Below are 14,870 nucleotides of genomic sequence, written 5' to 3' on the forward strand. Positions count from 1 at the left end.
AAACCCTTACTCCTGCTCTGGATTTCTTAAGTAATAGCCAACCCCTCGTCGGGTAACGATCCATACAGGGTTACTCGGGTTCTCCTCAATTTTTTCACGCAGGCGGCGCACCGTTACGTCAACCGTACGGACGTCTCCATAATAGTCATAGCCCCATACGGTTTCTAAAAGGTGTTCACGGGTCATGACTTGTCCAATGTGGCGTGCTAAATAGTGTAACAATTCAAATTCACGATGAGTGAGTTCAATGTAAGAACCGTCCCTCGTTACGGTGTAAGCATCAGGATGAATCGCCAGACGACCGATGGTAATATCCTTCGACTGGTCCGAGCTATCCTCAGGTTCTTGCTGCTGACGACGCAGGTTCGCTTTAACACGGGCAATCAATTCTCGATTACTGAATGGTTTTGTCACATAATCGTCTGCGCCCATTTCAAGTCCAAGAACCTTGTCGATTTCCGCATCTTTAGCGGTCAGCATAATAATAGGCATATTTTGCGTCTTTCTTACTTCACGGCACACTTCGTTTCCGTCTTTATTTGGAAGCATAATATCAAGTAAAATTAAATCAGGTTTTTCTTCGTTTGCTTTATTGATCGCTTCATCGCCATCATAAGCGCACACGACCTCGTACCCTTCTTTTTCTAAGTTGAATTTCAATATATCAGCTATAGGCTTTTCATCATCTACGACTAGAATCTTTGGAGCCATAAAGTCACATCCTTTTTATCAACTTCTATACTCTTACTCATTTTAACTTATTTACAGCTAAATGTCTTACTTCATCTATATAAAATCATTCCCTAAACCTATAAAAAACATCCACTATGAGGCTTCATAGTGGATGTTCTGGTTAGAAAAAGGAGAGTGGATTCTTTAGTGAACCATCCTTATGCACTTCAAAATGCAGGTGAATTCCTGTCGAATTACCGGTGTTCCCCATTGTCCCGATCGACTCACCTTTTTTCACAACATCTCCGACACTTACATCAAATGAGGAAAGGTGAGCATAAATAGTTTTATAACCATTGTTGTGGTCAATCACAATTTTATTTCCGAAGCCAGACTGACGTTCAGCCGTCACGACTTTACCGTTATCAGCAGCCTTAATCGTTCGATCACTGACGCCGGCAATATCGATGCCCTTATGCATGCGGCCCCAGCGCTGTCCCATCTTACTCGTGATTTGACCACCAACAGCAGGCCATTCAAAATTCCCAGTTCCTCTGGAAGGAACGACCTTTGTTCCTTTTAAGATAATTTCTTTGACGGGCTCTTTTGTTACTTCTTCTTTCGTAACTTCTTTCTTGTCTAATTCACCGTTTACTATCTTTTTTGTAAAATGTATGGTTCTTTCCCCGTCTTCTCCATTTTGTTTTACTTTTGTATCTCCTTTGTAGAGTTCGTCTGTCTCTCTTACTTCTTTTTCATGTGAGATTGTCTCGGTCTTTGTTCCTTGTTCTTTTACGATGACATCTAACATTGGATCCTTCTCTGTTGTTTTTTCTACGTCTTCGCTATCCGGCTGTTCTTGCTCTTCTCCATTAGCATTCATTAGGTGATCTTGTGACATCTCGTATCGAACAGAGGTTTCCCCTTCCTCAATTTTAGCCACGGCTTCTTCTACTGTGGCCATGTCAGAAGGTTGAACTTTCGTTGGTTTTTTTGTTACTTTTTCGGAAAGCTGAACATCTGTAATGGCGTACTTATTGTCTCCTGATTTCTCTGTCTTTCCTTTAGAGGAGGCCTCCTCAAGCTTAGTCAAGGTTTCAGCATCGACATATTTCTCTTTTAGTTGACGGATTACTTCGTCTGCCTGCTCTTCACTAGGAAGAAATGCAGCCGTTTCTCCATCAATTTGTAAATCTACAGCGGAAGCAGCTACCGTAATTTCTTCCTCAAGGGACTGGATTACTTTATCATTTTTGAAGTCGGGGGCAAACATTTTTTCAGACTCGAAAGAAACATCTTCCTCGACCACCATATCCCAATTTCCGTGTTTATTCTCAGCACTTTCGACACGGTTTTCAACATAATTCTTTACAACTTCTTCATTTTCGACAATTCCTACACGTTTACCATCCACAAAAACGTGGTATGTAGTTTTAAAGCTGTTCTCTGCGTATGCTGTACCAACACTTAAACTAAGACCAATTAAAGCAGTTGCGGCTACTTTTTTTCCTATACCTTTGCTGCGAAACATCCCGTATCCTCCTGTTAAAAATTACCGTTATATTTCTATTTATTTATATTTTTATTAAGATTTTTTTCTCACTCACTAAATCTATCATAGCCAAAACCCTGATAAAATAGATTTCCAAGCTTGTAACTAAGACATAATATAGTTTCCAATATCTCGAAAAAAATATTTTATATTTACATTAATAATGTATATTTACACTAAAACGATTACATTTTGATTACAATTTATAGTAGAATTTATTTCTTTTTTATCAAATATTTTGAATATTGTTCTTTTTATTTCCAGCACTTACATACATGAAAAAGCATACAAAAAAACGTCTACGAAATTTTCGTAGACGTTTTTTATAGAGTGGCTCGGGACGGAATCGAACCGCCGACACACGGATTTTCAGTCCGTTGCTCTACCGACTGAGCTACCGAGCCATAATAAAATATATAGTTTTTAAAGTTTCTTTACCGACTCATCTGCAAGCCAAGAAGATTAGATTAAAACTTCATTAATTCGCCATAGTTTCAGTAGTTGTTTCGATTAATTTCTCTCAACAACCCTGCTATAATAAAAATGGCGGTCCGGACGGGACTCGAACCCGCGACCTCCTGCGTGACAGGCAGGCATTCTAACCAACTGAACTACCGGACCAGTGATTTAAGCTATTGTTTTACCGCAACGATAAATATCATATCATAGCTGAATCACAGGCGCAATAGAAATTTAGATTTCTATCTAACATTCATTTATAAATCGACGTTCTAAACGAACATCATCGAATAGAGAGGAGGTGTATACATGAAAAAAACGGTCAAAACTCTAGCATTTATAATTATTATCATGACAGTCGGATTTATGGGTTTTTTACAGCTAAATCCACCACTAGCCCATGGTTCTGTAGGCACAACGACCGATAAGCAATCCGTGATTGTCGCACTTGGCAACAAAAGCCTGTTGGGTGACATTAAAATTACGGATGTATCCATTAATGGAAATGAGCCCGCCACTAATCCTTTAGTTCAAGTGAGTGATTCAGATACCGGTTTTATCATTTCAAATACTTACAACCCTTTAAAAGGGGAATATCACATGCAAGACTACAAATCTATCACCCTCGAACCAAACAGCTCCCCCGTTAGCTCAAAGGATCAGGATCAGAATAAAGTAGCTGCAAAGAGTAACGATTCCAATCGCATTTACGGATTAAGTATTACAGAAGAGATCCCAATTGAACAAATTGAAGTCTCTTATCGCTATTTAGGATTCACTTTTGTAACAACCATTAATGTGTAAAAAACCGGGCCAGAAATGGCTCGGTTTTTATAGTTTCATCATTTTCACCAATTCATCTGGTTGATTAGATTCTAAAATCAAACGTCGGTTATCCTCAGGTACGAAGCCAGCTTCAATCGCATGGTTGATTAAGTTCATTAGTGGAGTATAATAGCCTTCTATATTATATAAGGCTAATGGCTTCTCGTGCAGACCCATTTGAGCCCAACTCACCGTTTCAAACAATTCCTCAAATGTACCGAATCCTCCTGGAAGCGCAATATATCCATTTGCCAGTTCACTCATTTTAGCTTTTCGCTCATGCATCGTTTCGACTTCAATCATTGTTGTTATATCAGGGTGAGCGATTTCTTTTTGAAAAAGATGAGAAGGCATGATCCCTGTAACTTTCCCACCTTTTTCTAATATAGCATCAGCCATAACCCCCATGAGTCCGCTTTGTGCCCCTCCATAAACGAGCTCAATCTGTTTCTCAGCAAACACTTTTCCCAGTTCTTTTGTTCTTTTGGCAAAAGCCGGATCATTTCCCGAGCTCGATCCAGCGAATACACATATCCGTTTCACGTGAAACACTCTCCTTCATTTCTATCCTAAACAAAACACGCCCAACTTAGCCAAGTCAGACGTGAAAATATTTATTCGCTATAAACGCTGCGGACCACATTCGTTTGGGAACGATCTGGACCTACAGAGAAAACAGAAAGCGGAATCCTAGTCAATTGGGATACACGTTCAATATAGTGACGTGCGTTTTCTGGAAGTTCATCTAAGGACTTCACTTCTGTTATATCTTCTGTCCAGCCAGGCATTTCTTCATAAACCGGCTCACACTCTGCTAATACTTTCAAGCTCGCAGGGAATTCGTCTAAGATTTCACCTTTGTACCTGTAAGAGGTGCAGATTTTCAAAGTTTCAATTCCAGTGAGAACATCGATGGAATTCAATGATAGATCTGTAATTCCACTCACACGGCGAGCGTGACGTACAACGACACTGTCGAACCAGCCGACCCGGCGCGGACGCCCAGTAGTTGTGCCATACTCTCTTCCTACTTCACGAATTTGATCGCCGATTTCATTATCAAGCTCAGTCGGGAACGGACCATCCCCAACGCGGGTCGTATACGCTTTTGATACACCGACCACATGCTTGATTTTTGATGGACCGACACCAGAACCGATCGTTACTCCGCCGGCAATCGGGTTGGATGAGGTAACAAAAGGATACGTTCCCTGATCGATATCCAGCATAACCCCTTGTGCGCCTTCGAAAAGAATACGACGCCCTTCGTCAAGTTTGTCATTCAAGACAACGGACGTATCACATACATAGTGAGCGATTTGCTGACCATATTCATAATATTCATCTAGAATTTCTTCTACTGTGAACGGTTCAGTTTCATATACTTTTTCGAGCAGACGGTTTTTTTCAGCTAAATTCTGCTCTAACTTCTCACGGAAGCTTTCTTTATCCATTAAATCGGCAATACGGATACCTGTACGAGCGGCTTTGTCCATATATGCAGGGCCGATTCCCTTTTTCGTTGTACCAATTTTATTCGCGCCTTTATCCTCTTCTTGAAGCTCATCTAATTTCAAATGGTAAGGAAGTATCACGTGAGCACGGTTGCTGATTCTCAGGTTGTCTGTAGAGACACCTTTGTCATGCAAGTACTTAAGCTCATCTAGCAAAGCTTTAGGATCAATGACCATCCCGTTACCCAGTACACATACTTTATCGTCAAAAAATATTCCAGATGGAATTAAGTGCAGTTTATAAGTAACACCATCAAATTTAATCGTGTGACCCGCGTTGTTTCCACCCTGGTAGCGTGCAACAACTTCGGCATTTTGTGATAGAAAATCGGTAATCTTGCCTTTTCCTTCGTCCCCCCACTGGGTTCCGACAACAACTACTGAAGACATAAGGCACCTCCGCCAAATTTTTGTTTTAAATTATATCCATCGTCAGTTTACCAATCTTACCTCATCAAGTCAACGCAATATCCGAACAATAAAGAAATTATCTTCTCAAATGTTCGATAATGAACTTAACCATGATTACTTATTTATACTTACAAAAACTTATTACACTTGATTACCAAATCCAAATGACTTATTATGACTTAAAGAGGATAGATATGGAAGGGGATGACCTGATGTATCAAGAGGAACGTTTAATTGAGATCATTCGGTACCTAAATCGAAACCGCCGTATTTCTGTCGAACAGATCTGTGATTTATTTCAAGTCTCAAGGGATACGGCACGGAGAGATTTAGTGAAACTAGAAGACAGAAAGGCCATTGTGCGAACGCGAGGGGGAGCGATCCTGCCTTCTTCCCATAATATCATCAAGGATTATACGAAGCGATTGCAGACCGTTTCTCAGGAAAAACAGCATATTGGGCAGAAAGCAGCGTCTCTCATCCAGTCAGGAGATAAAATCATCCTTGATACATCGACTACAGTTCAGGCCTGCGCTAATCATATGGAAGCGATCGAATGTACGGTGATCACCAATTCGATTAATCAGGCCGAAATCCTTTCAAATAAGAAGCATGTAAATATCCAGCTACTCGGCGGCTCCTTACAGAAAGAGCATCGTTTCTTATTTGGGACTTCTGTTATTGAACGACTGAAAAAATTCCACGTCGATAAAGCTTTCATAGGAGTAGTGGGGGTTTCTGAAAATGGATTGACCATTGCGCACGAAGAAGACGGCATGGTCAAAAAGAATATGATCCAACAGGCGGAACAGGTCATCGTCCTTGCCGACCATACGAAATTCGGAGTCACGGAGTTTTTTCAATTCGCTAAACTGGAAGATGTCGATTTGATTATTACAGACAAAGGACCAGATCCAGAATTTCAACGCCTGCTTGACCGCTGTGACGTTGAACTTTTGGTGGCAGGGAAAGAGGAGGCAGATGTATGGAGTTAATTGCGATTGATTTAGATGGAACATTGTTAAACAGTCAAAATACGATTAGCAAGGAAAATATTGATGCAATCAAAATAGCTCAGCAAAAAGGGACTGAAGTTGTGATCGCTACAGGAAGAGCCGAGTTTGATGTTAGAAATGTTCTTGAAAAGACTGGTTTGAATACATGGGTGATCGGCGCGAACGGTGCAACGATCCATGAGCCAAACGGTACACTCTTTCACTCCGTTCCTATAGAAGAGCAGGATGCGGTAGAAATTTTAAAATGGTTAGATAAAGAACATTTTTATTACGAAGTGTTCAGTGATTCTGCTATCTTAACCCCTCAAAATGGACGAGAGCTCTTGCAAATAGAGATGGATCGCATTCAAAGTGCCAACCCTAATGAGGATGTAAAAAAACTGAGAGAGGCTCTTGAGAAACAATTCAGCCAGACAGGCTTCTACCATGTGGAGTCTTATCAAGATATTTTAGATGCAGGTTCGCCTATTTATAATGTGCTAGCTTTTTCCTTTGAACAGGAGAAGCTGGATAAAGGCTGGGGGACTTTTGAAGATTACCCAAACCTGACGCTTGTCAGTTCTGCCCTTCATAACTTTGAGCTTGAGCATAAGCATGCATCGAAAGGATTGGCTTTAGAAAAGCTGGCCAATCACCTGGGACACTCCATTGAACGCACCGCGGCTATCGGTGACAGTCCAAACGATCTGTCAATGATTGCAAAAGCTGGACATAGCGCCGCCATGGCAAATGGTAGAACAGCCGTTAAAGAAGCAAGCAACTTTGTTACAAAAAGCAATGACGACCATGGCGTCGCCCATGCGATTCATCATTGGCTGACATAGGTTTCATCCACTTCTTGGCGTAACTTCACTGGAGGCGTAACGAGGAGTGATGAAAATAAAAAGAAGACGGCCTTTTAATTAAAGGTCGTCTTTCCCTATTTATCTATAAATTAAAAAATGCAAGATTTATACTTTATCGTATAAGTAGATAGCTCTATCTCTTGAGTCGGAATCTCGATACAAACCTCACCAGTTCTCCACTCAACTTCCATCTTCATCTTTTAAACTATACTTTCCACTAACAATAGGATTTCAAGTCCTTAGCAAAATTTGACCTGCGTGTAAAAATCTGTTACATTATTTTTTGTAAAAATCTTAATTTTCTGATATTTTGGAAGCGTTAACAATTATTAAGAAAGGAGCACCTGTTTCGAGGAATAGAAAGTAAAAATTAAGGAGAGATAGAATGTTTAAATTAAAGAATATATTTATTATTACGTTAACCCTAGCACTCGTTTTATCAGTAGCCCCTGCATCCTATGCAGCTTCTAGTACATCCTCTGCCTCTGATAATGCTTATAATTGGTTAAAGGGACAACAATGTACAACAGGTTTAATCGATAGTTTTGCTGATAGGCAGCAAATATCCTATACATATGATCAGGCCGTCGCGGCTATTGCGTTTTTAGTGAAGGGAGATACAGCAAGCGCAAAAACAGTTTTAGATACTTTGAAAAGCCTTCAAAATCCTTCTGGTTCGTGGTACACGGCTTATTTTTGTAACAATAAATCCGTTCAAGAAAGTAACCAGCATGTAGGACCTGTGTTATGGGCGGTTATGGCTGTAGCCAAATACGAAAAAGATACCGGTGATACTACGACGTATCGAGATATGGCGACCAAAGCAATTGACTGGTCGTTGCAATTTCAGCAAGCTGATGGAGGGATTAACGGAGGTCTGGATTCTTCAAACAATGTAATTTCTTGGGCGTCTACTGAACATAATCAAGATGCTTATGCGATGCTCAACCACTATGGTTATACGCAGGAAGCAGCTGATGTGAAGTCATTTTTAGATAACGAAGCCTGGCAGGATACTGAAGGGTTCTTTTGGGCAGGCCGTAATGATCCGAATGATCCAATGGACACTAATGCTTGGGGAGTACAAGCACTTGGGACATCAGGTACTTATCAATATAGTCGCGGGTTAGACTATGTGATGAATACTCACCGTAATCAACAATCAAAACGGGTAAAGAATAGTTCGATTACGATAGATGGATTTGATTTCAACAGTGATCAAGATGACATTTGGTTTGAAGGACAAGCACAGATGGTCGTTTCCTTTAAGATGGATGGAAGAACAGCTGATGCAAATTACTTCTTAAATGAAATTATTAAAATTCAAGACTTTTATGGAACTGGGGGAGTCCCTTATTCCTTACTTGGAACCAATAACGGATACTGGACAATGAAGGACGTGGAATCTGTATCAGCCACTGGTTGGATGATTTATGCGATTGATGGTTATAACCCGTTCCAACCATAATTCATGATATGGAAATCTCGTGTCTCAAGAGGTGCAGGTCATTCTTTATGACCTGCACCTTTTTAACGTTAAATTACTAGCATAAGTCCTATTTTTACTATAAATATTGTCATTGTTTAAAGGTTATTCGACTACTTGGAAATGTTCCCCTAAAATAAAAAACTCCCTAATCAGCTCATCATTTGAGAGCTGACAAAGGAGTTTCATAGATTTCATTAAGCAGGCGGAATATCGGCATCCGTGTAACGGTGATCAAGGTCAACGAACTTGTTATATTCCTTCACGAATGCTAACTCAACGTTACCTACCGGACCGTTACGCTGCTTGGATATAATAATCTCAATGATATTCTGGTTCTCAGATTCTTTATCATAGTAATCATCACGATATAAGAATCCAACAATATCGGCATCCTGCTCGATTGAACCTGATTCACGCAAGTCCGACATCATCGGGCGCTTATCCTGTCTGGATTCTACTCCACGGGAAAGCTGAGATAAGGCGATGAGCGGAACATTCAGTTCACGCGCCAATCCTTTTAAGGAACGGGAAATTTCGGATACCTCTTGTTGACGGTTTTCCTTAGAATTCGCACTTCCCTGAATCAACTGCAAATAGTCGATTAGAATCATGCCAAGACCGTGCTCTTGCTTAAGACGACGACACTTGGAACGAATTTCACTTACCCTGATCCCAGGGGTGTCATCAATATAAATGCCAGCGTTGGACAAGCTTCCCATCGCCATCGTCAGCTTATTCCAATCTTCCGCTTCCATGTTTCCGGTACGGAGCCGCTGCGCATCAATATTCCCTTCAGCACAAAGCATACGAGAGACGAGCTGGTCCGCTCCCATCTCCAAACTGAAAATCGCAACGTTTTCATCCGTGTGAACCGCAACGTTTTGAGCAATGTTCAACGCAAAAGCGGTCTTACCCATGGAAGGACGTGCAGCAATGATGATGAGATCGTTCCGCTGGAAGCCTGAGGTAAGATGGTCAAGATCCCTGTACCCCGTAGGGATTCCAGTTGTGCTGCCATCATTGTTATGAAGCTGTTCGATATTATCATAGACATCAATCAGGACATCTTTAATACTTTTAAAAGCGCTGGAATTCTTACGTTGAGAGACTTCTAGAATATCCTTCTCTGCAGAGTTCAGAACATCCTCAAGGTCATCTTCCTCTTCATATCCTGAGGTCACGATGTTGGTAGCTGTACGAATTAGACTTCTAAGTGTAGACTTTTCACCGACGATTTGCGTGTAGTACATGATATTGGCAGCCGTCGGGACAGAGTTTGCGATATCCGTTAAGTAGGAAACTCCTCCGACTTCTTCCAACACTTTGTTGTTCGAAAGAGCCGTCGTTACGGTGACGAGGTCAATCGGCTCTCCTTTATCCGATAACGTCAACATCACTTCGTAAATACGCTGGTGGCTAGCTCGATAAAAATCTTCTGGGAGTAGATACTCCGCTGCTGTCGACATCGCTTCTGGCTCTAAAAAGATCGCACCAAGTACCGCCTGTTCTGCCTCTATATTATGGGGCGGAGTACGATCATTCCACATTTCACTCACTAGCATTTCCTCCTCTAGAAATTAGCGCAGGTGTTGAACCTGAATGTTGCACCGCGTCAAATGGAAAGATCATAAGAGGAAAATGGAGATTTCCTTTCTATGAATCTATCTATTTCTCATCCACGTGGACGCGAATTGTTCCAGTCACTTCAGGGTGAAGTTTAACCGGCACATTTGTATAACCAAGCGTACGAATTGGATCATCAAGTTCGATTTTACGCTTATCAATTTTGATATTATGAGATTTCTTCAGCTCTTCTGCAATCTGCTTACTCGTGATTGAGCCAAAGAGACGGCCATTATCCCCTGATTTAGCCGTCAGCTTCACTTCCATATCAGAAAGCGTATCTTTAAGCTTTTTCGCTTCATCGATTTCTTCCTGTGCACGCTGTTCTTTTTTAGCATCTTTCGCCTTTTGAGCCTGCACATTGCCTTTAGTCGCTTCAACGGCCAGATTATTTTTTAGAAGATAGTTTCTGGCATAACCATCATTCACATCTTTGATTTCACCTTTTTTCCCTTTACCTTTGACATCAGCAGTGAAAATTACTTTCATTCTGATTCTCCCCCTTCAAAATATTCGTCAATAATATCTTGCAACAATGCTTTTGCATCTTCAATCGTTGTGTCTTCTAATTGAGTCGCAGCATTGGTCAGGTGTCCGCCGCCGTTCATTCGCTCCATAATTACCTGGACATTGATATCGCCGAGAGAGCGGGCACTGATTCCAATGCGTCCGTCCTTTCGTTCTGAGATGACAAAAGAAGCGACGATTCCACTCATGGTTAACAACGTATCGGCTGCCTGTGCAATGATAACAGGCCCGTAAGTTTGTCCCGTATCGCCGGTCGATATGGCAATCCCATCCCGGTAAATGGATGCTTTTTCAATCAGCTTGCTTCTTTTTACATAAACGTCCAAGTCTTCCTTCATAAATTTCTGGACTTGAACCGTGTCGGCTCCCTTGGAACGTAAATACGAGGCCGCATCAAATGTTCTCGAACCAGTTCTTAGGGTAAAACTTTTCGTATCTACGATAATCCCCGCTAATAATGCTGTAGATTCAAGCATGGAAAGCTTCAGTTTCTTCGGTTGATATTCTAGCAGTTCTGTTACGAGCTCTGCCGTAGAGGAAGCATATGGTTCCATATACACCAGGGTTGGGTCGGAAATGAATTCCTCTGCGCGCCGGTGGTGGTCGATAACAACTACATGCTCCGTTTTCGATAATAGCTTCTCCTCCATCACGAGAGTAGGTTTGTGTGTATCCACAACGACAAGCAGCGTATCGTTGGTCACTTCTTCGATGGCATCCTCAGGAGTAATGAAATGAGGCCATAAATCTTCGTCTTTCTCGATCTCTTCTACCATTCGCTGGACACCTGTATCGATATCGTCAGGATCCAAAACAATGGCTCCTTTTTTATCATTGGCTTGAGCAATCTTTAAAATCCCGATCGAAGCGCCGATAGAATCCATATCAGGCGATTTGTGCCCCATAATCAGAACCTTCTCGCTCTCTTGTACAAGTTCTTTCATGGCGTGTGAAATCACCCTTGCCCGTACACGTGTACGTTTTTCCATCGGATTTGTCTTTCCACCGTAGAAACGTACTTTACCAGAGTCATCCTTAATCGCCACCTGGTCTCCACCTCGTCCAAGCGCAAGATCCAAGCTGGACTGCGCCAGTTCGCCGAGTTCTGGAAGATTGACAGGCCCGACCCCGATTCCGAAACTAAGGGTCAGCGGCACATTTTGATCTGTAATTAATTCTCGGACTTCATCAAGGATCTCGAATTTGGCTTTCTCTAGCCCATGAAGAATTTCCTGATTCATAACAGCAAGAAATCGCTCTTGCGAGGTCCGCTTCAAATAGATCCCGAAATCTCCGGCCCATTTATTCAAAATCGATGTCACCTGGGAGTTGATATGACTTTTAGCTGTATCATCCATCCCCTGAGTGATCTCTTCATAGTTATCCAGGAAAATGATTGATAATACCGTCTGTTCATTTTGATATAAGTTTGAGATCTCTGTTTGCTTCGTTCGATCAAATAAATAAAGGAGCCGCTCTTTTTTCTTAATGATTGTCTGAAGCTTATACCCATCGACATTGACCCAAACCTCATCCTCACCATCCTTGATAGGCTGGATGAGTTTATCGGATATATCCTTCAACGATTTACCTACAATTGTATCTTGATCTGTAAATCTGTTCATATAAGGATTGGCCCATTCGACCGTGAAGTTTTCACTGAACAGAATGATCCCGATCGGCATTTCCAACAACGCCTCTTCTCCTACTTTTTTGACCCTGTAGGATAGCGTCGATATATATTCTTCTGTCTCATTGATCATATTCTGTTCTGTCCGGACACTATAGAAAATGGATGCTGCAAGGAATAACGTCATCATTAATCCAAGCATCCATTGGTAAAACCAAATGAAGCCGAGCAGGATGAGTGAGATCAGATAGATAATCCATAAATGACCGCTCATCGTTGGTTTTTTAAAAAAATTAGGCATTTCTTTTCAGCTCCTACCATCTTATACGAGCTATTTTATTTCTTTTCTTCCACGCGCTTCCGTAACGGAAATCCTATATCAATTATACCCAATATTCGTACAAGGTACAGCAGGATTTGTGGAAGAAGCAGGGAAAGGACAATCGCAACAGCCGGTATAGCTTTGGACCATTTTTTCATATGGGCATAAAAGAATATAAATGAAAATCCTTGCAGGGCAATAAGGATACCTGTCAGTGTATAAACGTTGATTGCTGCTAAATAAAATATTCCATCTCCGTCCATTGTCGCATAATGCACAATCATAGCCACAAAGTAATACCACAAAACGGACGTTGGCAAGCGGAAGTTACGGAAAGTAGAAAACTTGAATTTTTTATTTTCAATCCGATTGATCAGTTTGTACGTCAGCCATTGACTGACGATGGCAAAGCTGATTCCTGTAATAGCCAAGATACTCGGGACGATATCCGGCAGCCTGTTAATTTGTTCCCTGATCAACTCTAGCTGTTGTTCCGAGTCTTCACCTTGTAACATGCCGCCAAACATGTTTTCTGTCATAGTGAACGCTTGATTCAGACTCTCGCGGATTTGATCCATCCAATTGATGCCGAAAAACAGCTGCGTCACTAAGTAAATGCCTACAATTCCAATAATAAAGCCGACGGAACCAATCGCCCATGTTTCGTATGGGGAGCGCTCCTTATGCATGGCCCCACCGAGGAAGAGACCGCCAACTCCGGCAAGAAGGGTGACTGGGAGAGAGACGACTGTCGCAAACAGTGTTGTAAAAATAATTGATGCGACAAACATCAGCAATCCGGCTTTCCATCCATGCCGATAACTATAAAATACGAACGGAACAGGCAAGGTAAATAATAGGATTGATCCTATGATTCCTGGCAGGAAAATAATTACCAATAACAATAGCAGATATATGCCTGTCATTAAAGCCCCTTCCGTAATTCTTCTCGTGTTATTCATTTCCAGCTACACCTCTATTTCATTCGGGCGTTTACTAACTTAACTATTTTAACATATTTCTCTCGGTTTCTTCTTCCCATAGATTTATGGAATTGATCTCAATTTCCTGCTTGGTGGATTTCGGGATGTCTGATATGATGAATGAAATCTTACACCATTCAAGGAGGGTATTCATGAGGACTGATTATCATGTACACATGGCAGAGACCGGAAATTTGGATGTAGAGTATTTAAAGACATACATAGAAAAAGCGAGAGAAGAGGGCATTGAAGAGCTGGGCATATCAGAACATGCTTATTTCTTCCAGGAAACGAGTGACATTCTTTCCAACCCCTGGGTCAACAACCGACGTACATTAGATTTTAAAACCTATCAAGACATGTTTGACGAGGCTGAAAAACAAGGACTGCCGATAAAAATGGGAATTGAAATGGACTATATGCCAGGAAAAGAGAAGGAAATGGAAAACTTCATCTCCTCCCGTCCTTTTGATTATGTGATCGGCTCCGTCCATTGGATCGATGATTGGGGTATCGACCTAGCCATTTACCGCGATGAATACGAGAAACGCGACCTCCATGAAGTTTACCGCCAATATTTCGACCGTGTCGTTACCCTTGCCGAATCAGGTCTATTTGATTTTGTCGGACATATCGACGTTATAAAAGTCTTCGGTTATGAACCGGATGATCGGGAATTTTTAAGAGAGCAATACAGAAGAGCAGCCAAAGCTCTTTCATCGACAGATACGTGTATCGAAATTAGCACGGCTGGTTTACGTAAGCCTGTTGGCAAGCTGTATCCAGACCCAGAACTCTTACAAATTTGTAAAGATGAAGGTGTTGGAATCGTTCTTTGTTCGGATGCCCACAAACCTGACCATATCGGCCATCGATATGAGGAGGCGATCGACTTCGCTAAATCCGTCGGGTACGAGGAAGTACATGTGTTTAAGAATAGAAAAGCGACCAAGCATCCAATTGGATAAGCAGTTAAAAAGCCATCCGCATATCGCCTGCGG

General features: G+C 41.5%; 13 protein-coding genes and 2 tRNA genes. 5 read left to right on the plus strand and 10 right to left on the minus strand.

Annotated features, from left to right (window positions below):
- Nucleotides 1-6: 6 nt before the first annotated feature.
- The 4 genes from yycF to ACRYKC_RS02290 form a co-directional block, all read right to left on the minus strand.
- Nucleotides 7-711 (minus strand): response regulator YycF, encoded by a 705-nt coding sequence (yycF, locus tag ACRYKC_RS02275; protein ID WP_433805033.1) that lies wholly within the window; start codon nt 709-711, stop codon nt 7-9.
- Nucleotides 712-853: 142 nt separating this feature from the next.
- Nucleotides 854-2,203, minus strand: a complete 1,350-nt coding sequence (locus ACRYKC_RS02280) for a M23 family metallopeptidase (protein ID WP_433805034.1) — start codon at nt 2,201-2,203, stop codon at nt 854-856.
- A gap of 352 nt (nt 2,204-2,555) precedes the next feature.
- Nucleotides 2,556-2,628, minus strand: a tRNA-Phe gene (locus ACRYKC_RS02285).
- A gap of 140 nt (nt 2,629-2,768) precedes the next feature.
- Nucleotides 2,769-2,845, minus strand: a tRNA-Asp gene (locus ACRYKC_RS02290).
- A 147-nt stretch (nt 2,846-2,992) separates the two neighbouring features.
- Between ACRYKC_RS02290 and ACRYKC_RS02295 the strand changes: the two genes are divergently transcribed.
- Nucleotides 2,993-3,487 (plus strand): hypothetical protein, encoded by a 495-nt coding sequence (locus ACRYKC_RS02295; protein ID WP_433805035.1) that lies wholly within the window; start codon nt 2,993-2,995, stop codon nt 3,485-3,487.
- A 27-nt stretch (nt 3,488-3,514) separates the two neighbouring features.
- On the opposite strand, the gene ACRYKC_RS02300 is transcribed toward ACRYKC_RS02295, so the two are convergent.
- Entirely contained in the window at nt 3,515-4,051 is a 537-nt protein-coding gene (locus ACRYKC_RS02300) for an LOG family protein (protein WP_433805036.1), read from the minus strand.
- 71 nt (nt 4,052-4,122) lie between these two features.
- Nucleotides 4,123-5,412 carry an adenylosuccinate synthase gene (locus ACRYKC_RS02305; protein ID WP_433805037.1) on the minus strand — a complete coding sequence of 430 codons (1,290 nt, stop codon included), beginning with the start codon at nt 5,410-5,412 and terminating at the stop codon, nt 4,123-4,125.
- 233 nt (nt 5,413-5,645) lie between these two features.
- Between ACRYKC_RS02305 and ACRYKC_RS02310 the strand changes: the two genes are divergently transcribed.
- The 3 genes from ACRYKC_RS02310 (at nt 5,646) to ACRYKC_RS02320 (ending at nt 8,762) form a co-directional block, all read left to right on the plus strand.
- On the plus strand, nt 5,646-6,428 hold the full coding sequence (locus tag ACRYKC_RS02310; RefSeq protein WP_433805125.1) for a DeoR/GlpR family DNA-binding transcription regulator: 783 nt from the start codon (nt 5,646-5,648) through the stop codon (nt 6,426-6,428).
- Nucleotides 6,419-7,273, plus strand: coding sequence for a Cof-type HAD-IIB family hydrolase (locus tag ACRYKC_RS02315; protein ID WP_433805039.1), 855 nt, complete (start codon nt 6,419-6,421; stop codon nt 7,271-7,273). The genes ACRYKC_RS02310 and ACRYKC_RS02315 overlap by 10 nt, the downstream gene beginning before the upstream one ends.
- Before the next feature lie 406 nt (nt 7,274-7,679).
- Nucleotides 7,680-8,762 carry a prenyltransferase/squalene oxidase repeat-containing protein gene (locus ACRYKC_RS02320; protein ID WP_433805040.1) on the plus strand — a complete coding sequence of 361 codons (1,083 nt, stop codon included), beginning with the start codon at nt 7,680-7,682 and terminating at the stop codon, nt 8,760-8,762.
- 215 nt (nt 8,763-8,977) lie between these two features.
- Here ACRYKC_RS02320 and dnaB read toward each other — a convergent pair whose 3' ends face one another.
- From dnaB to ACRYKC_RS02340, 4 genes are all read right to left on the minus strand, one after another.
- Complete coding sequence (gene dnaB / locus ACRYKC_RS02325; protein ID WP_433805041.1) at nt 8,978-10,339, minus strand: replicative DNA helicase; 1,362 nt, start codon at nt 10,337-10,339, stop codon at nt 8,978-8,980.
- Between the two features lie 109 nt (nt 10,340-10,448).
- A complete protein-coding gene (rplI, locus tag ACRYKC_RS02330) occupies nt 10,449-10,895 on the minus strand; it encodes a 50S ribosomal protein L9 (protein ID WP_433805042.1) in 447 nt (148 codons plus the stop codon).
- Nucleotides 10,892-12,865 (minus strand): DHH family phosphoesterase, encoded by a 1,974-nt coding sequence (locus ACRYKC_RS02335; protein ID WP_433805043.1) that lies wholly within the window; start codon nt 12,863-12,865, stop codon nt 10,892-10,894. Before ACRYKC_RS02335 ends, rplI begins: the two co-directional genes overlap by 4 nt.
- Before the next feature lie 35 nt (nt 12,866-12,900).
- Nucleotides 12,901-13,848 carry a YybS family protein gene (locus ACRYKC_RS02340; RefSeq protein WP_433805044.1) on the minus strand — a complete coding sequence of 316 codons (948 nt, stop codon included), beginning with the start codon at nt 13,846-13,848 and terminating at the stop codon, nt 12,901-12,903.
- A 173-nt stretch (nt 13,849-14,021) separates the two neighbouring features.
- Between ACRYKC_RS02340 and ACRYKC_RS02345 the strand changes: the two genes are divergently transcribed.
- Nucleotides 14,022-14,837, plus strand: coding sequence for a histidinol-phosphatase HisJ family protein (locus ACRYKC_RS02345; RefSeq protein WP_433805045.1), 816 nt, complete (start codon nt 14,022-14,024; stop codon nt 14,835-14,837).
- Nucleotides 14,838-14,870 lie beyond the last annotated feature (33 nt).

The sequence above is a fragment of the Halobacillus sp. A1-3 genome, from assembly GCF_050971765.1.
Taxonomy (GTDB): Bacteria; Bacillota; Bacilli; order Bacillales; family Halobacillaceae; genus Halobacillus; species Halobacillus mangrovi_B.

Bases quoted from the DNA above. Each gene is read 5' to 3' on its own strand.
- yycF (WP_433805033.1), bottom strand. From the start codon at position 711: ATGGCTCCAAAGATTCTAGTCGTAGATGATGAAAAGCCTATAGCTGAT.
- ACRYKC_RS02345 (WP_433805045.1), top strand. From the start codon at position 14,022: ATGAGGACTGATTATCATGTACACATGGCAGAGACCGGAAATTTGGAT.
- rplI (WP_433805042.1), bottom strand. From the start codon at position 10,895: ATGAAAGTAATTTTCACTGCTGATGTCAAAGGTAAAGGGAAAAAAGGT.
- ACRYKC_RS02320 (WP_433805040.1), top strand. From the start codon at position 7,680: ATGTTTAAATTAAAGAATATATTTATTATTACGTTAACCCTAGCACTC.
- ACRYKC_RS02280 (WP_433805034.1), bottom strand. From the start codon at position 2,203: ATGTTTCGCAGCAAAGGTATAGGAAAAAAAGTAGCCGCAACTGCTTTA.
- ACRYKC_RS02340 (WP_433805044.1), bottom strand. From the start codon at position 13,848: ATGAATAACACGAGAAGAATTACGGAAGGGGCTTTAATGACAGGCATA.
- ACRYKC_RS02305 (WP_433805037.1), bottom strand. From the start codon at position 5,412: ATGTCTTCAGTAGTTGTTGTCGGAACCCAGTGGGGGGACGAAGGAAAA.
- ACRYKC_RS02310 (WP_433805125.1), top strand. From the start codon at position 5,646: ATGTATCAAGAGGAACGTTTAATTGAGATCATTCGGTACCTAAATCGA.
- ACRYKC_RS02315 (WP_433805039.1), top strand. From the start codon at position 6,419: ATGGAGTTAATTGCGATTGATTTAGATGGAACATTGTTAAACAGTCAA.
- ACRYKC_RS02335 (WP_433805043.1), bottom strand. From the start codon at position 12,865: ATGCCTAATTTTTTTAAAAAACCAACGATGAGCGGTCATTTATGGATT.
- ACRYKC_RS02295 (WP_433805035.1), top strand. From the start codon at position 2,993: ATGAAAAAAACGGTCAAAACTCTAGCATTTATAATTATTATCATGACA.